Consider the following 25,485-nt stretch of genomic DNA (forward strand, 5'->3'; position numbering starts at 1 on the left):
ATCCCGCACAGGGCCAGGACAAGGAGCGCGCGTGACCGACTCACCATTCCATGTTGAACCCACCGAGGCATCCCAGGGCGGATCCGAGGTGAAGAACGGCCGCGGCTTCGGCCCCGAGGTCGCGGACGTGTTCGGCCCCTCCTATCGCGACGGTGGCCCCGATCTGATCCAGTTGCTCTCGCCCGAGGGCGAGCGGGTGCACCACCCCGACTTCGACATGGACTTCTCCGCCGAGAAGTTGCGCGGGTTCTACAGCGACATGGTGCTGACCCGGCGGATCGACACCGAGGCCACCGCTCTGCAGCGTCACGGTGAACTCGGGATCTGGACGCAACTGCTCGGCCAGGAGGCCGCTCAGATCGGCGCCGGCCGCGCGCTGCGCACGCAGGACTTCGTCTTCCCGACCTATCGGGAGCACGGCGTCGCCTGGTGTCGCGGCCTCGATCCCCTGAAGATCCTCGGACTCTTCCGGGGCGTCGACCAGGGCGGCTGGGATCCCAACGAGTTCAACTTCGGGCTCTACACGATCGTCATCGGCGCCCAGACCCTGCACGCCACCGGGTACGCGATGGGGATGCAGCGCGACGGGGTCATCGGCACCGGTGAACCCGATCGGGACGCCGCGGTGATCGCCCACTTCGGGGACGGCGCCAGCAGCCAGGGCGACGTGAACGAGGCGTTCATCTTCGCAGCCTCCTACAACGCGCCGGTGGTCTTCTTCTGCCAGAACAACCAGTGGGCGATCTCCGAGCCGATCGAGCGTCAGACGCGGATCCCGCTCTACCAACGCGCCCTCGGGTTCGGCTTCCCCGGCGTGCGGGTCGACGGCAACGACGTCTTGGCGACGTACGCCGTCACGCAGGCCGCGCTCCAGCGGGCCCGGGACGGTCAGGGGCCGACCCTGGTGGAGGCCTACACCTACCGGATGGGCGCCCACACCACGACCGACGACCCGACCCGCTACCGGCTCTCCGATGACGTCGAGCGATGGAAGCTGAAGGACCCGATCGCCCGGGTGAAGGTGTGGTTGGACCGCAACGGTCTGGCCGACAAGGAGTTCTACGACGGCGTCGCGGCCGAGGCCGACGAGTTGGGCGCCCGCCTGCGCGAGGGCTGCTCCTCGATGCCTGACCCGGAGCCGTTGAGCCTGTTCGACCACGTGTACGCCGAGACCCCGCCCGAGCTGGCCGCCCAGCGCGCGGAGTACGCGGCGTACCTCGACACCTTCGAGGGGGCACGATGAGCACGCAGAAGATCACGCTCGCCAAGGGTCTCAACATGGGCCTGCGCGCGGCGATGGAGGATGACCCCAAGGTCCTGGTGATGGGCGAGGACGTCGGCAAGCTCGGCGGGGTCTTCCGGATCACCGACGGACTGCAGAAGGACTTCGGCGAGGACCGGGTCATCGACTCGCCGCTGGCCGAGTCCGGCATCGTCGGCACCGCGATCGGCATGGCCATGCGCGGCTACCGCCCGGTGGTCGAGATCCAGTTCGACGGCTTCGTCTACCCGGCCTACGACCAGATCGTGTGCCAGGTCGCCAAGATCCGATTCCGAAGCCAGGGCCGGATCCCGATGCCGATGGTCATCCGGATCCCGTTCGGTGGCGGGATCGGCGCGGTCGAACACCACAGCGAATCCCCCGAAGCGCAGTTCGCGCACACCCCGGGGCTGAAGGTGGTGGCGTGCTCGAACCCCGTCGACGGCTACTGGATGATCCAGCAGGCCATCGCCAGCGACGACCCGGTGATCTTCCTCGAGCCCAAGCGTCAGTATCACGCAGACAAGGCCGAGCTCGACGAGTCGGTCACTCCCGATCCGCTGTTCACCTCCCGCGTGGTGCGGCAGGGCAACGACCTGACCCTGCTGGCCTACGGACCCACGGTGAAGACCGCGATGGCCACCGCCCAGGCAGCCGAGGAAGAGGGACGCTCGATCGAGGTGATCGACCTGCGCACCCTGTCACCGCTGGACATGGGCCCGGTCTTCGAGTCGGTGCGCCGCACCGGTCGTGCGGTCGTGGTCCACGAGGCCCACGTCAACCTGGGCCTCGGCTCGGAACTGTCGGCCCGGATCACCGAGGAGTGCTTCTACTCCCTCGAAGCGCCCGTGCTGAGGGTCGGTGGGTTCGACACCCCCTACCCGCCGTCGCGGATCGAGGAGGACTTCCTGCCCGATCTCGATCGGGTGCTGGACGCCGTCGACCGCAGCCTGGACTACTGACCCCCGATCCGTCGGTCGCGCTCGGCGCGACCACTCCCGAGGAGAACCGATGCCGGACTACAAGCTGCCCGACGTGGGCGAGGGCCTGACCGAGGCCGAGATCGTCACCTGGATGGTCAAGGTGGGCGACGAGATCGCCATCAACGACATCGTGGTCGAGATCGAGACCGCCAAGTCGTTGGTGGAGCTGCCCTCGCCGTACGCCGGCACCGTGACCGCGTTGCACGTCGCGGAGGGCGAGATGGTGGCGGTCGGGACCCCGATCATCACCGTGGGCGACGCCTCGGCGGCCCCACCCGAGTTGGACCTGTCCAACCCCGCCGCCAGTGGGGGTGGGGAGGGCGAGAGCCTCGTGGGTCGCAACAAGGCCGATCGAGGCCCGATGCGTCGGGCTCGGAAGGGTTCGGCCTCGCCGAAGTCCGAGTCGGCGGCCGCCACTCAGATGCAGTTGCAGGGCGCCTTCGCTCCCGGTGGGGCCCAGTCGCAGGACGTGGTGGAGAGCGACGAGGACGCCGTGCCCGCTCAGGACGCCCGACCGGCGCCCGAGTCGACACCGCCCTCGGAATTCGTCCCCGCCACCGCCACCTCACCCCAGGAGATCCGGGCGCTGGCCAAACCGCCGGTGCGCAAGCTGGCCAAGGACCTCGGGGTGGACCTGGCCTCGGTCACCGCCACGGGACCGAACGGCACCGTGACCCGCGCCGACGTCGAGAAGGCGGGCAAGTCTTCCGCCGGCTCCGCCCCGGCCCGAGGTGCCGCGGCGCCGCGTGCCTCGGCGAGTTCGGGTGAGCGCGAGACGCGCGAGCCCATCAAGGGTGTCCGCAAGATGATGGCGAACGCGATGGTCTCCTCGGCGTTCACCGCCCCGCACGTCACCGAGTGGGTGACCATCGACGCAACCGCTACCACCGAGTTCGTCGAGCGGCTCAAGAAGCGTCGGGAGTTCCGCGACGTCAAGGTCTCGCCCCTGCTGGTGCTGGCCCGGGCGGTCATGCTCGCGCTGCGGCGTACCCCCGAGATCAACTCCTTCTGGGACGCCCACGCCGAGGAGGTCGTCTACAAGCACTACGTGAACCTCGGGATCGCCGCGGCGACCCCACGCGGACTGGTCGTGCCCAACGTCAAGGACGCCCAGGACCTGTCGTTGCTCGAGCTGGCCGGGGCGCTGGGTGACCTGACCGCCACCGCTAGGGAGGGGAAGACCCAACCAGCCGACATGTCCGACGGCACCTTCACCATCACCAACGTCGGGGTGTTCGGGGTCGACGCCGGAACTCCGATCATCAATCCCGGTGAGTCCGCGATCCTCTGTTTCGGAGCGATCAAACGCCAGCCCTGGGTGGTCACGCGTGACGGGGTCGAGCAGATCGTCCCGCGGGACGTGACCACGTTGGCCCTGTCCTTCGACCACCGGCACGTCGACGGTGAGCTGGGCTCACGTTTCCTGGCCGACGTGGCCGGGATCCTGGAGGACCCCGCCTCGGCGCTGCTGTTCTAGGGCGCGGCCAGCGGTCAGTCGAGGACGGCGGGACCGACCCCGTCGTCGTCGAGCCAGTCCTGGCCGTCGTCGAAGCGGTCCTGGTCGGATCCCTTCTTCTGGTCCTTGGACGTGCCTCCACGTCCGCCCGCTCCGGCTGCGCCGCCGCGACCGGCACCGGCTCCACGGCCACCCGCGCCGCGACCGGAGGCAGCTGCGCCTCGGCCCGCAGCCCCGGCACCACGTCCGGCACCACCGGCGCCACCGGCGCCGCGACCGGCCGAGCCAGCTCCGCGACCAGCGGCTCCCGTGCCGGCGCCGGAACGACCCAGGACTCCGGAGGACCCCTTGGAGGAGCCACCGATCGGCGCCACTCCCCGGCTGCTCAACGAGCCCTTGCCGAGCAGTCCAGACATCCCACCGTTGCGGGCGATCGCACCCAGGGCAGCGCCTCCGGCGATACCGCCGACCACGCCACCGAGCACTCCGGGCGAGACTCCGCCGCCCGGTCCGCTGGTCGACACCGGCGGGATCGCCTCGCCGTTGGCACCCGAGGTAGGTGTCGTGGGGACAGATTGCGTAGAGGAGCCCGTGAGCAGCGAGGGATCGTGCGAGTCGCCGCCCGTCGAATCGGGATCCGTCGGAGTGTCCGTCTGCGAGGAACCATCGTGGTCGGTCTGCGGATAATGACCGATGGTGCCGCCTGACCCGTGGAGGGTGGGGACCCCGGTCGAGCCGCCGGTGGGTGGCGTGTAACTACCGCCGGACGAAGAACCTCCGCTCCCGCCACCACCGGTTGGCGGCGGAGGGGGTTCTTGGTAGCCGTAGATGTTCTTCATCGTCTCGATGGGCGTCTCGTAGCGCCGCTCGAAACTCTCGGTCACGATGCGAGCTTGTTCTTCACGCTTGGCTTCCTCGTCCGCCATCGCGGAAGCCTGCCCGCGGTCGTGGGCGTCGCGGTCCGCCTTCTTCTGCATCTCGGTCATGTCCGACCAGCCGTCCGGCTGCCGGTAGGACTGGGGCGTGATTTCGGAGGTGGCGATCTTGGCGTGTTCGTCGACCGCGATATCGATAGCTGACTTGGTCTGTCGTAACGCATCGGCCCCGGCCCTCATCTGCCGTGAGCGCTCATTCAACAGGTCGACTGCCTCGGTGAAGCGTGCAGCCATCGCGGGGCCGGTGTCGCCGTCGATGCCGTCGGCGGCCAACTGGGCGGCTTGCCGTAGTCGGGAGGCCACCTTGGCGAGCCGGTCGGAACCGTCGCTCCAGTCTGTCGCGGCGGCATCGACCGTCTGGGACTTAGCCTGGGTAACGGCCTCGGTCAGTCGGGCCTGTCTGATCCCCATCAGGCGTCCCCCCTGTCGGAGCCCGCGCCGTGCTCGGTGACGGCCGTGCGAAGTCGCAGCAGATTGATCGAGGTGCCGAGGTCAACGTCCTCGGTGTCTCGGGCGAACGCCTCGACGTCCTCGGCCCGACTACTGAGGATCTGGCGCATGTCCTCGTAGGTCTCGAGCATGAACTGTCGGGCGTTGGCGGTGTGATAGGCCATCTGCTGTCCGGTGACCAAGTTGCCGAACTCTCCGGGCTTGACGTCCGCAGGGGCCTCGGGCAGATCGTTGAGTCCTTCGGTCAGGAAGGTGATGATGGGGTCGATGGTGTCGTCGTCGAGCCCGAAGTTCTTCAGCGCATTGCCGATGCCACCGATGACGGCACCCGCAGCGATTCCGATCGGAATGACCATGTCGTTGATCCCCTGAGAAGTGGTTGAGCTGTCCAAGAGGCACTATGCCCCGAGCCCCTCGTTTCCAAACCTAGATCGACCTTGGGGTGAGGGCCAATTGATCGGCACGTCAATTGAGGGCCTTTAGGATGCATCACGGGTCCGCACCGGAGGATCGCGCACATCAAAGGAGATGGAATGTTGGTGGGACGACGTCTCGGGACGATCGTGATTTCGAACATGGCAGTGGCTGCGTTGTCGGTGGGTTGCTCGGGCGACTCGTCCCCCTCCGCTGGCGAACCGGAGCCCACCGAGTCGGCCACCGTGAGTGATCCGGCGCCTTCGGACTCCTTGTCGGCGACGGCCTCCGCGCCGCCGTCGGTTGCTGCGGGGATGAAGGAGATCACGAGCGTCGAGGGTTTCACCGTTCACATCCCGAAGACCTACCAATTGTCGATCGACGAGAAGGATGGGTTCAACTCCCGCGACACGGTAGACGACTTCCGAGAACTTGCGATGTCGGCAATACCAGTGGCCAGTGGGGCCGATCCGCTGGCAGAGACCAGGGGGTATTTCTATGCTGACAACGGGTTCGTCATCCGTCCCAAAACGCTGAAGCCCGTCACCGTCGCAGGGGTCAAGATGTTCCACGTCGCTGGGATGATCGACAGCGTTGCGTGGCTGGAGGGCTTCGGGGTGCAGACCGAGGACTACGTCTACCAGATCAAGTTCATCTTCCAGGAGCGGACGACCCCGGCCAAGGAACGCCGCGCGGTGGTGGAGTCGGTGCTGTCGACGATGGAGTTGCGCTGACTCGCGAGGACCCGGTGCACAAGACGAACCCGCTCGCACTAGCGTTGCGGAGTGACCGAGGACCACCGCAGGAGATTCCGACGCGGGGTGGGCCTGGGCCTGTCGTTCTCGCTGGTGAGTTTTCTGCTGGCCATGTCCTTCGGGGTGGTGGCCGTCGATGCCGGCCTCTCCCCGCTCCAGGCCATCGTCATGTCGGCCGTGGTCCACGCCGGATCGGCCCAGTTCGCCTCCGTGGCCATCCTGGGAGCCGGCGGCGGACTGGTGCCCGCCGTGGCCGCTGCGGGACTGATGAACAGCCGCTTCCTGGCCATGGGGATCGCCTTGGCGCCGTCCCTTCCGGGGCGTGCGGTCCGTCGCGGGCTCCAGGGCCAGACCGTGGTCGATCCGTCGTGGGTGATGGCCAACCGCGGCGACGGGACCTTCGACCGGTGGGTGCTGTTCGGAGCCACCCTGCCGCTGTACGTCGGGTGGGTGGTCGGCACAATGGCCGGGGCGTTGGGTGGTCAACTACTCGGCGACACTGATCGGTGGGGTTTCGACGCGATCTATCCGACGTTCTTCCTAGCCCTGCTGATCGCTGAGTTGCGTGATCGGCGGATGCGAGTCATCGCACTCGGGGGCTCGGTGATCGCGCTGGCTCTGGTTCCCTTCACCCCTCCCGGAATCCCCGTTCTCGCCGCGGCCGTGACCGCCCTGCTCGGACTGGCCAGGGGAGGGCCGCGATGACGTTCTGGATTCTCATCGCTGTCGTGGCGGTGTTGACGGCCGCCATCAAGGCGGTCGGACCGGTGGTCCTCGGCGGTCGGGCACTTCCGCCCCGGTTCAACGGGGTGATCGTCGTGATGCCCGCGGCGGTGTTGGCGGCGCTGGTGGTGACCTCCGCCCTGGCCGACGGCGATCGTCTGACCGTGGACGCGACCACCGTGGGGGTCGCTGTCGGTGGGTTGTTGCTGTGGAAGCGCGCCCCGGTGCTCGTCGCCGTGCTCGCGGCGGCCGTGGTCACCGCCGGTCTGCGCGCGATGGGGTGAGTCAGCGGGGCAGGTCCGGGATCTCCCCGCGTTCGATCTGGGCCAGCGCCTCCGGGGTGTAGTACCCGTCGGCGAGCATGACCTCGAACTTCACCACGTCGCGCTGGCCGAACTGGGCGGTGGTCGACATGACCAGGCCGGTCTCGGCCACCCCCGGTCCCAGGACTCGGTCGAACTCGCCTCCCAGCTCGACCTCCTCGGCCAGGAACTGAAGGTCCGCCTCGCGCAGGCCCCAGCGGCGGCGTTCCTCGCGTAGCGCGGCGAGGCCCTCACCCGACTCGTAGGACGTGATCCACGTGACGGAGAGTCCCGAACCGTCGGTGTCGAACTGGACCCCGAAGACCGAGGTCTCGATGGTGTCCTCGCCCTGGGGTCCGATGAGCGTCAGGTCGATCACCGGCCCGCCGGCCGTACCGATGATCGGACCCATCCGGCCGGCCTCGATCCCGACCTCGCTCGCTTCGATGGAGTGGTCCTGCAGATCGAGTCGGGCGGCGCCGGAAGCCTTGATGGCGGCGATGCCGTCGTCATCGAGACGGGACTGGGTGTCGGACAAGGGATCGGCTCCAGAGGTCGGGTCGGTCGTGGGCTCCTGCGAGGTGCAACTCGTGGCCATCAAGACTACGACCGTCAGCACGGACAGCTTCGCGCGAAGGGCCTTCCAGATCCTCATCGGCGGTACTGCCAGTCGGTGAGGAAGTCCTCGGCGATATCGCCGATGTTGTTGGAGGGACGGGACTGCTCGACGCGTTCGTCGAAGTCCGAGGCGACCAGATCCCGCAGTCGGTCGGGATCGTCGTGGACCAGGTCGAGATACGCGGGCAGGGTGTCCTCCTCGATCAGATTCCAGCGCTGTTCGGCGTTGGCGATGTTGCCGTCCGGCAGTGGGGTCACCACCTCGCCGAGACTCGTGCTCGGAAGAAGTAGAGGACCGATGTTTCGCGGGGTGTCGCCGAGGTCGATCACCTCGGGGAAGACGTCGGCGTACCCCTGGGCTTCGGGGATGGACGGTGCTCCCACCGCGGTGATTCCCCACGTGACCAGGTCCCCGGTCGGACTGTGATCACGCATCCGGTCGTAGTCGTCGGCGATGATGTCCCACTGTTCGCGGTAGAGCAACTGCTTGTTGCCTCGGTCGATCAGCTCCTGATCGCCGGTCCGTTGGCCCTCGTCGATGTCGCGCCAGGCGTTCCGGGTGCCGGCGTCGAGCAGGCCTGCGTCGGTCATCCGGTCGATCTCGGCGGTGCCCCCCAGCAAGTAGGCCTCGTGCATGGAGGCCTGGTCGAGGAAGATCTCCTTCTGCATCGCCAGCAGGGTCGTCTGGTAGTAGTTGAGGTCCTCATCGCTCAGTGAGGCCAACCCACCGAGTCGTTCCCTGAGATCGTCGTCCACCGATCCAGGCAGGTCCGGCACCCGGTCGATCCCGCCCTCTACCGACTGGGCCCAGGAGCGGACCATGTCCAGGTCGTAGAAGCCGCCGGCGAAGCTGGGTCCGATCAGGTTCGCCATCCCGGCCCAGGTCATCTCGGGGTTCTCCAGGAACAGGTTGCCGTAGTACTCGTAGACCGCGGTGATGGTCTCGGAGTTGTATGCCGCGCCACGGGTGACGTCCCAGGTCCCCGCCTCGATCCCTGCGGCCTCCAGCGCCACGCCGTCCCAGTAGTCGTCGATGAAGCGGGTGTAGAGCGGACTGTGCGGATCCAGGCGCCCCTGGTCCACGGCTCGATCGAGGTAGGACTTGGCCGCGTCGGGATGCCGTTCGGTCCAACGCCGGAAGTCGTCGGAGGCGAACAGCGCTGCCGCTTCGTCGTCGTCCAGCGACCCCACCGCTGGTGGCGCGTAGTCCTCACCCGTGGCGGCATCGATGCCGGTGGCCCGCCACTCGTCCAACGCGCTGTCGACGGCGAACGAGACCTGATGATCTTCGTCGTAGACCTGCTGAAGAGCCCGACCGATCGACTCGGCGTGAGCGGCGACCAGGCCCGCATTCCCCACACGCTCGGCGAGGTCGGTCAGGAGCTGGTACTTCCGCGGATCGCGGACCTCCCAGGTGTCGCTCACCGTGAACCCAGCGCCTCGGGCGTCGCCGACCCGGGCCAACAGGTGATCGCGCACCGACTGCAACCGACCGGCCCCGGAACGCAGCGCATCGGCGATGTCCTCCCCGCGGTACTGGACTCGCCGTCCACTTCGGATCTCGCGTTGCACCTGCCCGCTCATGGCCTCCGAGGCGTGGCCGTCCCACGACGAGGTGACCTCGTCGAGGTCCTGCTCCGCGCGACGTAAGCGCTGTTCCAGACGATCCAAACGGGCGTCGAGGGTCGAGGCCACCTCCCGCATCGACTCCGGACGCCATGACTGGATCTGGGAGAGCGTCAGCGTCATCGAGGGCCGAGCCCGAATCGGGTGCCGACGTGGTCGTCGGTGGTGGAGTAGTCCTCGGCCGCGCTGGTCACCCGATCGGCGATGGTGGCGAAGCGACCACCCACGGCGGAGAGGGCTTCACGACCGGTGCCGCCGATACCGGTTGCGGTGACCCCGGTCTGCGACCCGTCGAGGGCGGAACTCAACTCGGCCCCGAGCGCCGTGGCGATCAGGTCCGACACCTCGTCGTCGACGTCTCGTCCGGCGTTCGCAAAGGTCCGCAGCGCCTCGGCTGAGACCCGGAGGTCACTCATCCGTTCAACCTCTCGACCTGGACGCATGTGGCACTCAGTAGGAATTCCCGCAACTCCACCATCGTAAACGTGTCCCAGGTCGACTCGTTTCAGCTGAGGATGTCCTTGCGGCGGAACAGGGTGTAGCCGAGGCTGACGAAGGTGCCGGTGTAGAGCAACGACCACAGCACCCCGTGGCGCAGGTCGGTGTAGTCGATCGCGGGGCGGAGCAGGTCGAACCAGGCGCTGGAGTAGAAGAGCGGGAGCCCGCTGCGGATCGCGCCGAGGTTGCCGATCTGACCCAGGATCGAGGCCACGATCGTCACCATCACCGCACCACCCACCGCGGCGAGCGGCGCATCGGTACGGACTCCCAGGGCGAAGGCGATCGCGCCGACGGGGAGTAGCGAGACCACGACGTACGCCGTGACCCCGAGTAGCCGTGGCGCCATCGAACCCCAATCGATCGTCCCCCCGGACAGGCTGGTGAACGAGGTGGACCCGTAGAAGACCCACCCCACCAACAGCGACCAGAGGACCAGGGTCACCACCGCGAGCGCCATCGTCGCCAGGCCGACCACGAGTTTGCTGGTGAGCAACCGGTTGCGGGGCACGGGCGCGAGCAGCAAGTAGCGCAACGTCGACCAGGACGCCTCGGAGGGCACCGAGTCCCCGACGAACAGGGCGGCGAGGACAACGAGCAGGAACGAGGAAGAAACGGCCAACGAGAAGACGGTGAAGTTGGCGGCACCCGAGGTGGCCAGGGACACGAACCGGTCCTCGCCGCCGTCGTTGTTGCCGTCACCGATCGCGAAGGCCCCGACGATGATGAGCGGCAGGGCCACGATCAGGACGAAGGACCACAGCGTTCGTCGCCGGCTCAGTTGGCGACGTGCCTCGGCCCGCCAGGACAACGCGGTGTGTGTCTTCGTCGAGGTGGTCGTGGGAGGGGTCTGGAGATGGGTCATCGCGAACGCACCTGTCGTAGGTCAGAGCGGCCCGCACCGGGGGGCCCGTCGCCGGTGGCGGCGGCGGCGATCACCCCGAGGAAGACCTCTTCGAGGTGACGTCGGCTGGACACTCCGACGATGGGTAGGCCGGCGTCGGCGGCCTCACGGACCACCTCGGCCCGGGCCAGCGAGGAGGTGACCACCACATGCGGTTCGGTGGGGTCCTCGACCGCTTCGACCTCGTCGATCCCGGCGATGGAGCGAAGTGTCGTGGCGGCCCGCTCGGCCTCGGAGCCCGCGTCGAGCGTGATCACCGTGGTGTCGGCGTTGTCGACGAGTTCCGCAACCGTCCCGGTGGTGACGACCCGACCGGCGTGCATGACGACCACGTGGGTGCAGGTCAGCTCCACCTCCGAGAGCAGGTGGCTGGACACCACGACGGTGCGCCCGGCGGCGGCGTACCGCGCCAGGATGGGTCGTAGTCCAGCGATCTGCGGCGGGTCGAGGCCGTTGGTGGGTTCGTCGAGTACGAGCACCTCCGGCAGCCCTAGCATCGCCTGGGCGATGCCCAGCCGTTGCCGCATCCCGTGGCTGTAGGTGCGCACCGGTCGGTCGACCGCGCCGCCGAGGGCCGCGACCTCGAGCACCTCGTCGTACCCCGCCTCCGCGTCGGATCGGCCGGTCGCGGACCAGTAGGCGCGCAGGTTGTCCATGCCCGTCATGTGGGGCAGGAAGCCGGGACCCTCGATGAGGGCACCCACGCGAGCCAAGACGGGTGATCCGGCCTCGACCCGGTCGCCGAGGACGTGCGCGGCGCCGGAGTCGGGACGGATCAGGCCCATCACCATCCGCAGCGTGGTGGTCTTGCCGGCCCCGTTCGGACCCAGGAGGCCGACGACCTGCCCACGCTCGGCGCGCCAGGACACGTTGTCGACCGCGCGGTGGCCGTCGGAGTAGGTCTTGACCAGTGAGTCGATCACGAGGGGTACGTCGGCCAGGGACTCGTCGCGGGGTGTCAGGCGACGGCGGCGGCGACGCAGCGCCGCGGCGACGAGGAGGCCGAGAGCCAGCAGCCCCATCGCGGTGAGGACCACGATGCTCTCGGTGTCGCGGTTGCCGCTCCCGGCTCCGGGGATCGGCGTGGACTCGACGGTGGGCATCCGCAGATCGGTCAGAGAGACCAGGTCGGCCCGGGCCTGGCGGGGTGCGGCGAAGGTCTGGTCGGTGCTGGTGACCAGCACCCGCAGCGACTCCCCGGACGAGACCTCCCAGGTGCCGCCAGGCAGGGCGACCTCGACCTCCGTGGCCTCGCCGGGGGTGGTGGGGACGGTGATCGGGGAGACCACGCGGCGTGGCAGTTCGGCCTGGTCGGAGCCGGGACCCCCGGGGAGTTGCCAGAGGCTGAGGAACAACGTGGCCGACGGATTGGTCGAGGTGACCGAGAGAGTGACGCGCGGAGTGCCGACGTAGGTCTCGGAGTCCTCGAAGGCGGGGGTGTCGAAGGCGGCCGACTGGCCCGGAAGAGCGGCCAGCGCGTAGGTGGACAGCAGGTCGGAGAAGTCGCCGAGCGACCCGCCGATGCCCGGGACCGTGGTGATCGACGAGGGCTGCCCGCCGGGAGGATTCAACACCGGTTGGGACGCGTCGTCGATCTCGACGGACTCCCAGGTGGCGGTGTCGACGTACTCATCGGTGCGCGCCAGATCGGCCGAGTCCTGACGGGGGCTGCGGGTCTCGGCGAACACGAACGGGGGCAGGGGGAGATCGACCGCGGCAGCTTCGAAGTCGGGGTCGGCAGCGGGATCCAGGTACGCCGCCAACCAGGTCTCCACGGACGCCAGGTCGTCGTCGGCGGTGCTGCTGATTCCGTCGTGCCCGCCGTCCATCCACCGCACGGCGACGGGGGTCCCTTGGTCGGCCAGGGTGCGGGCGGTGGCGTCGGCCTGCTCGACCCCGAAGAGGGAGTCGGCCATGCCCTGGATGAGGTACGTCGGCGCGGTGAGGCCCTCGAGCAGCGGGGCCGGGCTGTGGGCCGCAAGCAGTTCGAGCAGTTTCGCGTTGGGCCGTCCGGTGTCGGCGGCCTTGAGGAACGGCTCACAGACCTCGGGGGCGAAGCGACCGCAGACGGGGTTGCCGGTCCCTCCGGGCTGGCCGGCCGACGCACCCTGGGCGGCGGTGCCGAGGAAGAACCGCGAGGTCCACGACTGCTTCAACGGACCGGTGACGTCGATCGGGTCGACCTCGGCGGGCGCGCCGGTGGCCCCGGGGTCCTGGGCGAGCACGTTCTGCGGGAAGAAGGCATCGGCAAGGTCGTTCCAGGTGATCGCCGCCGCGACGGTGTCGACCCGATCGTCGGTGGCCCCGGTCATCAACGCGATGGCGCCGCCGTACGACGCCCCGACCAGCCCCACCAGCGGGTCGCCGTCGGAGTCCATCACGACGTCGTCCCGCTCGGCGAGCACGTCGATCAGGGCTCGGGAGTCGGCGATCTCGTAGTCCGGGTCGGCCACGTGCACCAGACCGTCGGAGGCGCCGAAGCCGCGGGCGGAGTAGGTCAACACGACGTACCCCGCGTCGGCGAGGTCGGTGGCCTGGTCGACGACGTCGTCCTTGGAGCCGCCGAAGCCGTGGGTCAACAGGACCGCCGGGTGCTCCCCATCGCCGACGGGGAGGAAGGTGGTGGTGTCGAGTTCGACCTCGGCGCCGTCGGCCTCGGGACCGACCGTCACCCGCGCCTCCTGCGGGGCAGGGGCGTTCTCGGCCGCCTGCGCGGCGGGCGCGATTGGTGCGGAGACGGAGAGACCCACGGTGAGAGCCGGAACGATCAGGCCGAGAAGGATCAGACTGATCCGGCGGGGCTGCATCGGTCCATTCAAGCCGACCCTTGGTGACGGGGGCGAAAACGGTGCGGCTCCTATAGTGGTCGGGCCTCCCCGAGTGTGAGCGCGGAGGCGGTCGTTGTCGTCAACTCGGGCAGGACTCACGTGACCACGCAGGCTGACTACCCCGCACCCGGGGAGATGTTCGGTGCGTACCGCATCGGACGGCGCCTGGGGACCGGCGGGATGGGCGTGGTGTTCGAGGCGGTCGACACCACCCTGGACCGTTCGGTCGCGCTGAAGGTGATCTCACGCGCCATCGACGGGGACGCGACCTTCCGGGCCCGCTTCCGAGCCGAAGCGCAGGGCCAGGCGTCCCTGGACTCACCGCACGTGGTCGCCGTCTTCGCGCACGGTGAGGTCGACGGACGGCTCTACATCGCCACCCAGCTCGTGCCCGACGGTGATTTGGGCGCGCTCATCGCTCGCCACGGACCACCCCCGATGGCGACGGGGATCGACCTCGTCGCCCAGATCGCCGACGGGTTGGCCGCGGCGCACGAAGCCGGCGTGATCCACCGCGATCTGAAGCCGGCCAACGTGCTGCTCCGCCGGCAGGGCTCTGCGTTCCACGCCTACCTCGCGGACTTCGGAATCGCCCGGCGGGTGGGGCGCGATCCGGGACTGACGGTCGTCGGGGGCACCGTCGGCACCCCGAGGTTCATGGCCCCTGAACTGCACACCGGCGGGGTGGCCGGACCGGCGAGTGACCTGTACTCGCTGGGCTGCCTGCTGTGGGTGACGCTGACCGGAGTTCCGCCGTACGCCGGCACCTCCGACTACGAGATGATCCGGGCTCACGTGGAGTCGCCGATCCCCCAACTGGCGCCCGACGGGCCGGCCGTCGACGAGGTCAACCGCATCCTGCGCCGCGCCCTGGCCAAGCGGCCCGAGGACCGCTACCCGGATGTGGCGCAGATGCGGTCCGATCTGATCGCCGCGGCCCGACTGTCCGGGCCGGTGCATCCACTGGTGGCGGCCACCCGACTCTCTGGTGGGCCGCCTCTGCGCCGGCCGCGCCGGCGGTGGCGAGTCGTCGGGGGAGTGCTGGCCGCTGCTCTGCTCGCGGGTGGTGGCTACCTCGCCGTGGATCGGTATCTCGACGGTCGCCCCGAGGACTCCTCAGCGGTGCGGGCCCGGTTGAGCGAACCGGATCGGCAGCGGGCGCGGGACAACATGGCCGCAGTCATCGCGGCCACTCTGCCGCGCGACGTGGTCGAGGCCGACTGCGTGGCCGACGAGTGGATCGCCCGATCCGGACTGCAGGTCCTGATCGAGGAGGGGCACTTCGACGAGGACCTGGACTTCATCGACCTCCAAGAGGAGCAGATGTCGCCGGAGACTCGTGCTGATGCCCTCGACGCCGTGGCGGCCTGCACCCGGGACTGACCGGGTGTTGCGCGATGTGACGGGGCTCCATCTCGGTGATGGGCCGGAATGGCGCTCAGGCGCCGAGGACCAGCTCGTAGCCGCGGATGATGTCGACGACGACGCGTTCGGCGGGGGTGTGTGGTGGGTGGCCTCTGGCGGGTGTGGGTGCTCTGGGTGCGGTGGAGGTGTAACGGTGGCCGGTTGGGGTGATGGTTTCGACTCGATGTCGGCGGCTGTGGGGGTTGGTGGTCTGGGTCCATCCGGGGGCCTGTTTGGCGTGGTTGCAGGCCTCGCAGAGACCTTGACCGTTCTCTGCGGAGGTCTCACCGCCGTTGTTTGCGGGGTGGATGTGGTCGGACTGGGCGATGGGGGCGTCGCACCACGGGGTGCGGCAGATCCCCTGGTCGCGTAGGCGCAGGAACTCGGCAATGGTTTCGGTGTGGAGGCGTTGTTTGGTCGTCATCGCGACCAGGCGGCCGTGGGGGTCGGCGTACAGGCCCCGGATAAACGTCTGGGCGGCCTCGGAGTCCATGGAGTTCGCGATCAGGTGACGGGCGATCTCGGCGGGGACGGGTCCGTATCCGGGGACGTCGGCGGGTTCGTGTCCGCCGCCGAAGAGACTGGTGTCGGACATGACCACGTTCACGGTGATCGGTGCCTCGTCGGCTTGTTCCTGTCCGGTCAGGCGGGCCACCAGGGTGTCGGCCATGATCTGGCCCTTGGACCGTTCGTCGCCGGCTGCTTTCGCTGCTGCGACCGCGTGCTGGAGCGCCGCCCAGCAGGCGATTCCCTGGGTGGCGGGGAGTGCCCCGGTGAGGTAGGACATCGTGTCCGGGGCCGGCCGCAAGGACACGGTGCGTTCGGATTCGGCTTTCCGGTTCCGACGGACCACCGCGGCCGGGTCCAACCGGGCTGCGTGGGATCGGAGCATCCCGACCAGTCGGCGGGTCCCGACCCCTTCCAGCACGGTTTCGTCGGCGCACATCACCTCATCGACCCACCGGCGGTCCTCGGCGGTGAGGCAACTGGTTTCGCGGACCATCAGCATCGCGGCGTACTCCGAGAGCCGGCCGGTGTGTAACGCATCCGCGGTGTGGGGCATCTCGGCCCGCAGGGTTTTGGCGACGGCGAGGAACACCTGCCCCCGGTGCGGGGACTCCCGGCGAGCCAGGGCGACCTGGTGGGCCACCCCGCGTCCCTGCCGTCGTGCGGGTTCCCCGGCCGCTGCCTGCTGAGCTCGTTGGGAGGTGTCGAGGTCGACGGCGAGGTCACCCTGGAGGGCGGAGATCGTGTTCTTCAGATCCTCCAACGTCTCCAACATCGCGACCCGTTCGGCGTCGGTGACACCGTCGCGGCCTTCCGGCAACGGGGACTCCATCGCGTGGCGGTGCCACGTTTGAAGGGTTCCGAGAGCCAGGGTCATACCGTCAATTGTCGTAGAACATGTGTTCGACCGCAAGGGGGTCAAGGCAATCTGTGGAGAACTATTCGGCGTTCTCGTAGAGCCGGATCCGGGCCACCAGTGGCGAGTGGTCGGAGCGGCTGCCTGGTAGGGAACGGTGCTGGGCGAACTGTGCTCGCTCGGCCGAGGCGTCGGCCAGGAACACGTAGTCGATCCACCTGGAGCGAAGCGTCGGAGCGACCCCGTCGAGGCCGAGGGCGGCGTACGACGAGGTGGCGATGCCGTCGAAGCGATCGGTGATGCCGCCGCTCGGTCGAGCTGTCGAGTCGTCGGCGTAGTCGAAGTTGTAGTCACCGGTCCCGATCACGGTGACCGACGGATCGGCGGCGGTCTCGGCGAAGACACCCGCCAGCTTCTTGAGGTGGGTCTTCGCGCGCCGGGCGTTCAGGTTGTCCTCGAAGCCCTGCCCGGTCTCGATGTGGTAGTTGATGTGGGTGTTGAGCAGGACAACGGTCCGTCCGGTGTCTCGGTGCCGCAGCGTGGCCTTGACCAGCCACCGCGCGGGGAACGGGTGCGTGGTCTCGCGGGGGTAGCCACCCTTGTGCATCCGCTGCGTCTCGACGTCGACGAGGTCGAAGGTCGCAGTGCGCCAGCTGAACGCGAGCGAGATGGGGCCGCTGTGCGGGTCGGACCAGAACCAGGTGTCCCAACCGCGCTCGCGGTACTGCGGGTAGAGCTCCCGGAACTCCGCAGACTTCGATTCCTGCCAGCCGATCAGGTCGAGTCCGGGTCGTGAGGTCAGTCGATTCCAGTCGGCGGTGGCGTCCTCTAGGTCGAGGAAGCGGTAGGAGTTGGCCGAAGCGACCCCGAAGGTGGCCGCGACCGGTCGGTTGCGTCCCTGCGAACGCAGGACCGGCGCGACCACCGGTCCGCTGCCGGGCGCCGCGACCGGTCCCGGAGGGGAGGCAGCCTCATCGTCGTTCAGGGTCAGAACGGCGCCCGCCGTGGCGAGAGCGACGACGGCGACGAGGGCCAGGGCCGAACGGATCCGTCGAGACATGGGGTGACCCTACGGTCGCCGGCGAGCTCGGGCCGCGATCAACACCGCGATCCCGGCGTGGGCCGACCACGCGGCGGTGCGCAGCCAGTTGGTCCGGACCAGGCGACGTACGGCGTCCGCATCGTACCCGTCACTGAGCCGGGTGTGCTCGGGCACCGACAGACCGACCGTCGTCGCAACCGCCACGCCGGCTGCGGCCAACCCCGCCAGGGGGAGCGCCCGACCGACGCCCGCCGGCGGGTCGGCCGCCAGAGCCAGCGAGGTCAGACCCTCGACCGCCCAGGGCAGGGCCAGCATCCACGTGATGCGCTGCTGGTGCTCGGCGGCGTACTCGGGGAAGGCGTCGACCCCGACCCGGTCGAACAGCGGGTAGTGCACCCGTTGAATGGTCCAGATCATCCCGGCCATGAAGCCGGTCGAGGCGGTGTGGGCGGAGATCAGCGGCGAGTGCGGGACGGTCACGCCTCCATGATGTCCGATGAACGGGTGGCTCAGCCGTAACGCTTGGCGCGATCCTCGGGTCGACCCGGACCCGAGGAGAGCAGGGCGGAGAGCTCGTACTCCAACACCGACCCGACCCTTCGGCAGAAGTCCTCGGGCTCGTCGGCGGCGTCCGGGAACTCGGCGACGATCCGATCCACGATCCCCAGGGCGTGCAGGTCCTGCGCGCGGACCTGTTGGGCGCGGGCCATCTCGGGGGCGTGATCGAGGTCGCGGTGGACGATGGCACTGGCGCCCTCGGGGGGAAGCGGCGAGAGCCACGCGTGCTGGGCGGCGATCACCCGGTCGGCGGGCAGGAAGGCCAACGCGCCACCGCCGTTCCCCTCCCCGAGCATCAGGCACACCGTCGGGGCGGGCAGCGTCACCAACTCGGCCAGGCAGCGCGCGATCTCCCCGGCGAGTCCGCCGTTCTCGGCCTCCGGGGAGAGTGCGGCGCCCTGGGTGTCGATGACGGTCACCAGGGGCAGCCCCAGCTCGGAGGCCAGCCGGAACCCGCGGCGGGCCTCGCGCAGCGCCTCAGGCCCCATGGCGTGGTCGGGGGTCTGGCCGCGGCGGTCCTGGCCGAGGAACACACACGGGGCGTCCCCGAACCGGACCAGCGCGATCAGCAGGCCGGGATCCTGCTCGCCCTGTCCGGTGCCGTTGAGGGGGACGACGTCGGAGGCGGCGTACTTCAGCAGTCGGCGTACGCCGGGCCGGTCGGGCCGCCGGGAGCGGACGATCGCGTCCCAGGTCTCGACATCCGCGAGTGGCTCCTGAGGCGGGTCGACCACCGGCGCCAGTTGCTGGCGGGGTGCCAGCAGGATGGTCAGGGCACGATCGAGGATGTCCTGGATGTCCTCGGGGGCCACGACGCCGTCGATGATCCCGCGGGCGTGCAGGTTCTCGGAGGTCTGGATGTCGGGCGGGAAGTCCTCGCCGTACAACGCGGAGTAGACCCGTGGGCCCAGGAAGCCGACCAGGGCACCGGGTTCGGCCACGGTCACGTGACCCAACGAGCCCCACGAGGCCATCACGCCGCCGGTGGTCGGGTGACGGAGGTAGACCAGATAGGGGAAGCCGGCCGCCTTGTGGGCCGCGACAGCCTGGGAGATCCGGACCATCTGCACGAAGGCCGGGGTGCCCTCCTGCATGCGGGTGCCGCCGCTCACCGGGGCGGCCAGCAGCGGGAGCCCCTGCTCGGTGGCACGCTGGATGGACGCCACGAGCCGGTCGGCCGACGCTCGCCCGATGGAGCCGGCCAGGAACCCGAACTCCCCGAGGAGCACGGCGACCCGGCGGCCCTTCATCAGGCCCTCGCCGGTCAGTACGGACTCATCGACACCGCTCGTCTCGGCAGCCGCAGCCAGTTCGGCGGCGTACTCGTCGCTGATCGGGCCGCGCTCGGGAGCCGAGTCCCACGACGTCCAGGAATCGGGGTCCAGGACGAGGGTGATCAGGTCGTGCGCGGAGGGGCGTTGGTTCACCAGCGCAGGTTAGTGGTTCGGCGTACGCCGGGTAACACGCAAGTCAGGGTCTGGTCGCTAGGCAACCGAACGGCGCGATCAGAGCGCGCGCATCCGGTTGTTGCGGGCGTTGTGCTCGACCTCGGCGAGGCCGAGCACCTCGAGGACCGGTGGCACGTAGTTGCCGAACCGTCCGCGTAGACCCTTCTTCAGGCCGTACCACCCGCCCACGGGGTTGTTCTGGTCGCGACCCCAGGCCTCGACGGTGCCCTCGGCGGCGGGTTTCTGCTCGTCGGCATTGCCGAGAGGAACCCAGTCGCCCCGCTCGGCCAGCATCGCGGGCAGATCGTCGAGGCAGCACAGGTGGTAGCGCAGTTGAGTGGTGCCGACCTGCACGACGAGGGCCGGTGGGTCGGCCTGGGGATCGCGGTAGGCCTCGAACTCGGACTTGCCGGGAGGGGTGGTGAGGATCCAGGGATCGTCGGGGGTGCCGCTGCCTTCGGTGGATGAGGTCATGGGGATGAGTCAACCAGTCAAAGGTGACATCTCATGTCGTGTTTCCTGGGAGACTGGCTGCATGCGGGCGGGACGACTGGTGAGCGTGATGTTGATCCTTCAACGGCGCGGCCGCGTCACTGCGGGCGAGCTCGCTCGGGAGCTGGAGGTCAGCGAGCGCACGATCCTGCGTGACCTCGACGAGCTCTCCGGCGCGGGCGTTCCCGTGTACGCCGTTCGGGGGCGTGCCGGCGGTTTCCAGCTGCTCGGACCGACCGCGATCCTGCCCGGCCCCGAGCAGTGGGACCCGGAGCGACGAGGGCCCGGACGACCGGTGCGGGCGCTGGTCCGGATCTCCGAGGAGGGACGTCGGTTGGCGGCGGTCACCGGTGTGCTGCAGCCATTGCGCGTACGGCGCGCGGTGGAGCCCGACACCCATGGGTGGAGGCAGGCCACCTTCCGCGTGCACTCAGTAGAGGCAGCCGTGGTGGATCTGTTGTCGTTGGCCCCGCACGTGGAGGTGCTGGAGCCTGCACGCCTGCGCGGCATGGTCGCGGACCGGACGCGCCGCAGCGCGGAACTCTACGCCGAGGGCTGACTTCGCCAGGCGGCCAGCAGGTCGGGCAAGCATGTCCGCTCAGAGCGGAACCGACGCTCAGCCGGCGGAGGGGCGAGGCGGGGTCTTCTTGCCCAGTAGCCAGGCGTCGAAGAAGTCGCTGAGCTCCTCGCCGGTGCGTTCCTCGATGAAGCCCAGGAAGTCGTCGCGGTCGGAGGTGGTGTTCTCCCGCTCAGCCGGCCAGGCTCGGATGAGGTCGAGGAAGGCCTCCTCGCCGAGCAGGGACCGCAACTCGTGCCACATCAGTGCAGCGCTGTAGTAGACGTTCCCGGCACCGAACTTGTCGATGTCGGCGTCGGCCGGAGGGCCGGCGAAACGCCGCTCCTCGTCCTCGAAGGTGGCCCAGAAGTCCATCTGCTGCTGAACGGTGATGCCGTCGTCCTCGGCCTCCCACCACCCCTGGAGATACATCGCCATCCCCTCGTTCATCCACACGTCGCGCCAGTCGTTGGGCGTCACGGTGTTGCCGTACCAGTGGTGGGCCAGTTCGTGGAGGACGACCGCGGGGGAGGTGATGTAGGAGGAGTCCCCGAGGGTGACCATGGTCTGGGTCTCCATCCCGCTCGTGGAGTCGACGACCACGAGCCCGAAGGTGTCGAAGGGGTACGGACCGAGCTTGTCCTCCAGCCAGTCCATGGCCGCCGGCGCGGTCTCGGGGCCGGTGATCGAGTCGGCCCGGTCGGCGGGGAGCCAGGTGGTGATGGGAACCCCGGACGTGGAGGTGTAGTCACTGACCTCGAACTCGCCGAACGCCACCGTCACCAGGTACGACGCCGCGGGGTCGACCAGGCTCCATCGGGTCGTGGTCTGCCCGTCGGCGCTGTCGCGGGATATCAGTTCGCCGTTGGCGACCCCGACCATCGGACCGTTGACCGTGAGGGTGAAGTCGTAGAGCGCCTTGTCGGAGGGGTGGTCGTTCACGGCGTACCAGCTGTAGGCGCCGAACGGCTCCTGCATCGTCCAGGTCTCACCTTCATCGGTGATCCTCCACCCGGTGCTGTTGAAGTCGCTGCGCGCGGTCGGGCTCGGCACGGGTTCGGGGGTGCCGGCGTACCTGATCTCGACCTCGTAGCGTCCGTCCTCCTCCACGGGGGAGGAGACCACCAGATCCTTCCCGGTGTGGTCGAAGCCCGCGTCGGACCCGTCGACGGTGACGCCTTCGACTCGCAGGGTCTCCGCGAGATCGAGCTGGAACCCCTCGTCGGTCTCGGTGGAGCGGAAGACCAGCGTCTCGGTGGCTTCCAGCAGTCGCTCCTGCGGATCCCAGATCAGGTCCAGGTCGTAGCTCAGGGCGTCGACGCCCGGGTCGCCGACGTCGGGGTAGAGCGAGTCTTCACGCGGGTCGTTGACCGCCACCTCGAGGTCGGCGCTCGACGGCGCCCCGCTGGGCGATGGCACGGAACCGATTGACTCGCTCGTGGACTCTGCGGAACTCTCGTCGCCCGCTGTGCAGGCCGTCAGCACGGCCAAGGAGAGCACCCCGGCCACTGCCGTAGAAGAACGAAACCGCATCACAGGTCGCTGGTCAGGACCACGCGGCCGGCCGCGTCGGTGATCACTACCGAGTTGACGTCGTCGCGCAGGATCGCGGACTGCAGGTTGCACGTCATCGGGTTGGCTCCGGTGCCGATGAACTCGCCCGCGGGAGTCATCTCGCCGGTGTCGCTGCGGAAGGCGGCCTGGTAGGCGGCGCCCTGCTCGAACCCCGAGGCGGCGATCCGCAGTTCGAGACCCCAGGTGTGGGCTACGAGGAACGCATCGTCGATCTGCACGTCGGAACTCTTCGCCACGGTCAGCGAGATCTGCTCCTTCGGGATCGCGGCGGGCTCGGGAGCCGTGGCGCGACCGATCGCGACACCACCGATCCCGGCGATGAGCACCAGGGCGGCGGCGACCACGCCGAGGCGGGTCCAGCGCTTGCGCCGGTTGTCCCGGGAATCGCGAAGCCGGGTCAGTTCGTCGGTCTGGCGGTTCCGCGTCTCCTGGGCCAGAGCCGCCCGGATCTGGTCACCCAGACCGGGGTCCGGTGCCGCCGCGGTGGTGAAGCGGGTCGGGTCGATGGGGGTCAGCAGCGGCGCGAGGACGGCGATGTCCTCGAGTTCCGCGCGGCAGTCGGGGCAGCCGTCGAGGTGCGCGCCGACCATGTCTCGCTCCGAGGCGCTGAGGTGTCCGAGAGCGTAGGAGCCGAGCATCTGGCGCAGCGTTTGGTGCTGGAGGTCGTAGTGATTGCGGTCGGTCACGACATGACTCCCATCTCGTCCATAGCGGAGCGGAGAGCCTTCAAGCCGTAGAACACGCGGCTGCGCAGTGTCCCGACCGGTACGCCGAGTTCGGCGGCGACCTCGTCATAGGGCCGTTCCAACAGGTGAGTCTGGACCAGCGCGACCCGGTGCTGTTCGGAGACCCTGCGCAGAGCCTCCTCGACCAACCACCCGGTCAACAACGAGTCGGTGGTGTCCTCGACGGATTCGTTGAGGGCACGGGCACCCTGTGGGTCGACCACGTCGCCCTGCCACGGCCGGACCTTGGCCGAGCGGGCGTGGTCGATCATCGCGTTGCGGGCGATGCCGAAAAGCCAGACCCTCAAGGAGGACAGCTCGGGGTCGTAGCGGTCGGCGAAACGCCACGCCTTGAGGAACGTCTCCTGGATGACGTCCTGAGCCGCACCGGGTTCGCCGAGCCCGCGCAGGACGAAGCGGTACAACTCGGGGCCGTGCTGCAGGTAGGCCGCATGGACCTGCTCCTCGGACGCGAGTCCTGCGGCGACTGGGGTGTTATCGGAGGTGGGCGACGTACGCGGAGCCGCATCGTCCATCGGCGGTGGCTCCCTTCGCGCAATCGGATGCAACGCCACGTCGACCATGGCAGTGTGTACGTCCCCGGATCGTCCGGCGTTCACCTATCCCGAATGACCCGGTGATGGGTGCGACAAAGACTGTCGGAGTCGAACCGGGCTGGCTAGCCCGGTCCAGTATGCGTGAACGTCATGACACCCGGGACCGTACAGACACCCACCGCGCGGTGTCTGTCTGCTGAGACACTGAGTTGACGCGCGACATGGCTCGATCAGGTTTCGACGAGAGGTTTGACCCAGATGACCCGTTTCGACAATGCCTCCTCCCAGAGTGGCCGTTCCCGACTCATCGCCGGGGGCACCGCAGCAGCTCTGGGGGCAGCGACCCTCTCCGGTCTGGGCCTGAGTCCCTCCTCGGCTGCCGCCGGCCCCGCCACGTCGAGCGCGAAGAGCGTCGCGAACCTCGCTGTCGCATCGGCCCCCGCGGCCTCCGCTGCTGGCCTGACAGTGCGGGTGTCCACCATCTCCCAGTTGCGCCGTGCGGTGGTCCGCGCGAACAACCGGAAGGGCACCGACCGCATCCAACTGCTCCGCAACGTGCGGTTCAACCCTGGCCGGCGTGCCTCGGGGCCCGCCACCGAAGGCGATCTCGACATCACCGACGACCTCGTGATCGAGGGCCGCGGCCGAACGATCGGCGCCAACAACGTCGACCGTGTCTTCGACGTCACCTCCGGGGCCCGACTGGTCCTCAAGCGGGTCACGCTGACCAACGGCAAGCCAGCCCGAAACCAGAGCGGTGGCGCGGTCCGGAACAAGGGGCGGCTGATCGTGCTGAAGTCCACGATCATCCGCAACTCCGTACGCGGCCCGGGCGCGTCGGGAGGCGCCATCGCCAACCTCGGCACCGGACGGGTCCGACTCAAGGACTCGCTGGTCCAGGCCAATGCTGCCTCGGCCGACGGCGGCGGAGTGTGGAACTCCACCAACGGCCGGTTCCTCATCCAGCGCACCCGTCTCCTCGACAACCGGGCAGGTGGATCGGACGCGGACAACGGCGGCGGCGCGGTCTACAACAACGGGGGTTCGCTGCGCCTGACGAACTCGCGCGCGATCGACAACGCGGCGACCGGTGCGGCGGGATCGGGCGGCGCGGTCTTCAACAACGACGGCAGCCTGCGAGTCGCCGACACCGTACTGAAGCGGAACACCGCGAACCGGGCCGGCGGGGCGATCGAGGTCAACGTGGGCGACACCTACGTCCTCGACTCCGATTTCCTCCGCAACCGCACCGGCACCAACCCCGGGAACGGCGGAGCGCTCCACCTCACCGGCGCCGGGAACGTCCGCATCGAGTCGACCAACTTCCGGCGCAACCTCGCCTCGGCCGAGGGTGGGGCCCTGTGGAACTCCTCCACCGGAACCTTCGAACTCGACTCCAGCACGATCGACAACAACCGGGCCAACGGAAACGCGGCCGACCAGGGCGGCGGTGGGCTCTACAACGACGGTGGAGAGTTGATCGTGACCAAGACGTCGTTCCGGAAGAACCGCGCTCCGGGCGCTGCCGGATCGGGTGGCGGCATCTTGAACAACTCGGGAACGGTCGATCTGTTCGCCACCAACTTCCGGGGCAACATCGCGCGCCGCGCGGGCGGCGGCCTGGAGACCAACGCCGGTGAGGTCTCGATGGAGGCCACCGACTTCCTCGCCAACGGTGTGGGGTCCGCCCCCGGGAACGGCGGGGCCGTGCACGTCACCGGCGCCGGTCGGGTCACCTATGACCGCGGCACCACCAGGAACAACGTCGCGGCCAACGAGGGCGGCGCCTTCTGGAACAGCAACACCGGGACCTTCACCGCCTCCGACATCGGCCTCGCGGGGAACGCGGCGCCCACCGGTCCCACCTCGTTCAACCAGGGCGGCGGCTTCGGGGTGATGACGGTCAATGGCGTCCTCATCGCTCCTGGCAGTGGCAACTGACCCCGCTCGCATCCGGACCCATCGGCCCGTTGTGATCTGTTCCACATTTTTTGAGCGACCGTTGAACGTGG

Annotated in this window: 24 protein-coding genes; 9 read left to right on the forward strand and 15 right to left on the reverse strand. The window is 68.9% G+C overall.

What is annotated here, in order from left to right:
- The first annotated feature begins 127 nt into the window (after window positions 1-127).
- Genes pdhA through ACYVLV_RS17030 form a run of 3 tightly spaced genes read left to right on the forward strand, consistent with a single transcriptional unit; the run spans window position 128 to window position 3,721 of the window.
- Complete coding sequence (pdhA, locus tag ACYVLV_RS17020) at window positions 128-1,243, forward strand: pyruvate dehydrogenase (acetyl-transferring) E1 component subunit alpha (RefSeq protein WP_460812243.1); 1,116 nt, start codon at window positions 128-130, stop codon at window positions 1,241-1,243.
- Entirely contained in the window at window positions 1,240-2,223 is a 984-nt protein-coding gene (locus tag ACYVLV_RS17025) for an alpha-ketoacid dehydrogenase subunit beta (RefSeq protein WP_460811817.1), read from the forward strand. Before pdhA ends, ACYVLV_RS17025 begins: the two co-directional genes overlap by 4 nt.
- 49 nt (window positions 2,224-2,272) lie before the next feature.
- On the forward strand, window positions 2,273-3,721 hold the full coding sequence (locus ACYVLV_RS17030) for a dihydrolipoamide acetyltransferase family protein (RefSeq protein ID WP_460811819.1): 1,449 nt from the start codon (window positions 2,273-2,275) through the stop codon (window positions 3,719-3,721).
- A gap of 14 nt (window positions 3,722-3,735) precedes the next feature.
- Here the strand turns inward: ACYVLV_RS17030 and ACYVLV_RS17035 are convergent, their stop codons facing one another.
- Both ACYVLV_RS17035 and ACYVLV_RS17040 read right to left on the reverse strand, forming a co-directional pair.
- Window positions 3,736-5,046, reverse strand: coding sequence for a hypothetical protein (locus tag ACYVLV_RS17035; RefSeq protein WP_460811822.1), 1,311 nt, complete (start codon window positions 5,044-5,046; stop codon window positions 3,736-3,738).
- Window positions 5,046-5,441 (reverse strand): hypothetical protein, encoded by a 396-nt coding sequence (locus ACYVLV_RS17040; RefSeq protein ID WP_460811825.1) that lies wholly within the window; start codon window positions 5,439-5,441, stop codon window positions 5,046-5,048. Before ACYVLV_RS17040 ends, ACYVLV_RS17035 begins: the two co-directional genes overlap by 1 nt.
- Window positions 5,442-5,744: 303 nt before the next feature.
- Between ACYVLV_RS17040 and ACYVLV_RS17045 the strand changes: the two genes are divergently transcribed.
- From ACYVLV_RS17045 to ACYVLV_RS17055, 3 genes are read left to right on the forward strand one after another with little or no spacing between them, the layout of a single operon-like run.
- The gene (locus ACYVLV_RS17045) at window positions 5,745-6,233 is read left to right on the forward strand and encodes a hypothetical protein (protein ID WP_460811827.1); all 489 of its coding nucleotides are present in this window, start codon (window positions 5,745-5,747) and stop codon (window positions 6,231-6,233) included.
- Between the two features lie 51 nt (window positions 6,234-6,284).
- On the forward strand, window positions 6,285-6,959 hold the full coding sequence (locus tag ACYVLV_RS17050; protein WP_460811829.1) for an AzlC family ABC transporter permease: 675 nt from the start codon (window positions 6,285-6,287) through the stop codon (window positions 6,957-6,959).
- Entirely contained in the window at window positions 6,956-7,261 is a 306-nt protein-coding gene (locus ACYVLV_RS17055; RefSeq protein ID WP_460811832.1) for an AzlD domain-containing protein, read from the forward strand. The genes ACYVLV_RS17050 and ACYVLV_RS17055 overlap by 4 nt, the downstream gene beginning before the upstream one ends.
- Window position 7,262: 1 nt before the next feature.
- Here the strand turns inward: ACYVLV_RS17055 and ACYVLV_RS17060 are convergent, their stop codons facing one another.
- From ACYVLV_RS17060 to ACYVLV_RS17080, 5 genes are all read right to left on the reverse strand, one after another.
- Window positions 7,263-7,934, reverse strand: a complete 672-nt coding sequence (locus ACYVLV_RS17060) for a hypothetical protein (protein WP_460811835.1) — start codon at window positions 7,932-7,934, stop codon at window positions 7,263-7,265.
- Window positions 7,931-9,646 carry a WXG100 family type VII secretion target gene (locus tag ACYVLV_RS17065; protein WP_460811840.1) on the reverse strand — a complete coding sequence of 572 codons (1,716 nt, stop codon included), beginning with the start codon at window positions 9,644-9,646 and terminating at the stop codon, window positions 7,931-7,933. The genes ACYVLV_RS17060 and ACYVLV_RS17065 overlap by 4 nt, the downstream gene beginning before the upstream one ends.
- Entirely contained in the window at window positions 9,643-9,939 is a 297-nt protein-coding gene (locus ACYVLV_RS17070; protein WP_460811843.1) for a hypothetical protein, read from the reverse strand. Before ACYVLV_RS17070 ends, ACYVLV_RS17065 begins: the two co-directional genes overlap by 4 nt.
- Before the next feature lie 89 nt (window positions 9,940-10,028).
- A complete protein-coding gene (locus ACYVLV_RS17075; RefSeq protein WP_460811846.1) occupies window positions 10,029-10,886 on the reverse strand; it encodes an ABC transporter permease in 858 nt (285 codons plus the stop codon).
- Complete coding sequence (locus ACYVLV_RS17080) at window positions 10,883-13,732, reverse strand: alpha/beta fold hydrolase (protein ID WP_460811848.1); 2,850 nt, start codon at window positions 13,730-13,732, stop codon at window positions 10,883-10,885. The genes ACYVLV_RS17075 and ACYVLV_RS17080 overlap by 4 nt, the downstream gene beginning before the upstream one ends.
- A 120-nt stretch (window positions 13,733-13,852) precedes the next feature.
- Here ACYVLV_RS17080 and ACYVLV_RS17085 point away from each other — a divergent pair, with 120 nt between their 5' ends.
- Window positions 13,853-15,136, forward strand: a complete 1,284-nt coding sequence (locus ACYVLV_RS17085) for a serine/threonine-protein kinase (protein ID WP_460811850.1) — start codon at window positions 13,853-13,855, stop codon at window positions 15,134-15,136.
- Between the two features lie 55 nt (window positions 15,137-15,191).
- Here ACYVLV_RS17085 and ACYVLV_RS17090 read toward each other — a convergent pair whose 3' ends face one another.
- From ACYVLV_RS17090 to ACYVLV_RS17110, 5 genes are all read right to left on the reverse strand, one after another.
- Window positions 15,192-16,541 (reverse strand): HNH endonuclease, encoded by a 1,350-nt coding sequence (locus tag ACYVLV_RS17090; protein ID WP_460811852.1) that lies wholly within the window; start codon window positions 16,539-16,541, stop codon window positions 15,192-15,194.
- 61 nt (window positions 16,542-16,602) lie between these two features.
- Window positions 16,603-17,580, reverse strand: a complete 978-nt coding sequence (locus ACYVLV_RS17095; RefSeq protein WP_460811855.1) for an exonuclease/endonuclease/phosphatase family protein — start codon at window positions 17,578-17,580, stop codon at window positions 16,603-16,605.
- Between the two features lie 9 nt (window positions 17,581-17,589).
- Window positions 17,590-18,042 (reverse strand): hypothetical protein, encoded by a 453-nt coding sequence (locus tag ACYVLV_RS17100; RefSeq protein WP_460811857.1) that lies wholly within the window; start codon window positions 18,040-18,042, stop codon window positions 17,590-17,592.
- Window positions 18,043-18,071: 29 nt separating this feature from the next.
- Window positions 18,072-19,547 carry a carboxyl transferase domain-containing protein gene (locus tag ACYVLV_RS17105; protein ID WP_460811859.1) on the reverse strand — a complete coding sequence of 492 codons (1,476 nt, stop codon included), beginning with the start codon at window positions 19,545-19,547 and terminating at the stop codon, window positions 18,072-18,074.
- 78 nt (window positions 19,548-19,625) lie between these two features.
- Complete coding sequence (locus ACYVLV_RS17110; protein ID WP_460811862.1) at window positions 19,626-20,042, reverse strand: DUF6855 family protein; 417 nt, start codon at window positions 20,040-20,042, stop codon at window positions 19,626-19,628.
- A gap of 61 nt (window positions 20,043-20,103) precedes the next feature.
- Here ACYVLV_RS17110 and ACYVLV_RS17115 point away from each other — a divergent pair, with 61 nt between their 5' ends.
- Complete coding sequence (locus ACYVLV_RS17115; RefSeq protein WP_460811864.1) at window positions 20,104-20,619, forward strand: HTH domain-containing protein; 516 nt, start codon at window positions 20,104-20,106, stop codon at window positions 20,617-20,619.
- Window positions 20,620-20,676: 57 nt separating this feature from the next.
- Here ACYVLV_RS17115 and ACYVLV_RS17120 read toward each other — a convergent pair whose 3' ends face one another.
- The 3 genes from ACYVLV_RS17120 to ACYVLV_RS17130 form a co-directional block, all read right to left on the reverse strand.
- A complete protein-coding gene (locus ACYVLV_RS17120) occupies window positions 20,677-22,035 on the reverse strand; it encodes a M1 family metallopeptidase (protein WP_460811866.1) in 1,359 nt (452 codons plus the stop codon).
- A gap of 113 nt (window positions 22,036-22,148) precedes the next feature.
- Window positions 22,149-22,877, reverse strand: a complete 729-nt coding sequence (locus ACYVLV_RS17125) for a zf-HC2 domain-containing protein (RefSeq protein ID WP_460811869.1) — start codon at window positions 22,875-22,877, stop codon at window positions 22,149-22,151.
- Entirely contained in the window at window positions 22,874-23,452 is a 579-nt protein-coding gene (locus tag ACYVLV_RS17130; RefSeq protein WP_460811871.1) for a sigma-70 family RNA polymerase sigma factor, read from the reverse strand. The genes ACYVLV_RS17125 and ACYVLV_RS17130 overlap by 4 nt, the downstream gene beginning before the upstream one ends.
- A 279-nt stretch (window positions 23,453-23,731) precedes the next feature.
- Here ACYVLV_RS17130 and ACYVLV_RS17135 point away from each other — a divergent pair, with 279 nt between their 5' ends.
- Entirely contained in the window at window positions 23,732-25,414 is a 1,683-nt protein-coding gene (locus tag ACYVLV_RS17135; RefSeq protein WP_460811873.1) for a hypothetical protein, read from the forward strand.
- The last annotated feature ends 71 nt before the right edge of the window (window positions 25,415-25,485 follow it).

Source organism: Nocardioides salsibiostraticola, assembly GCF_054783655.1.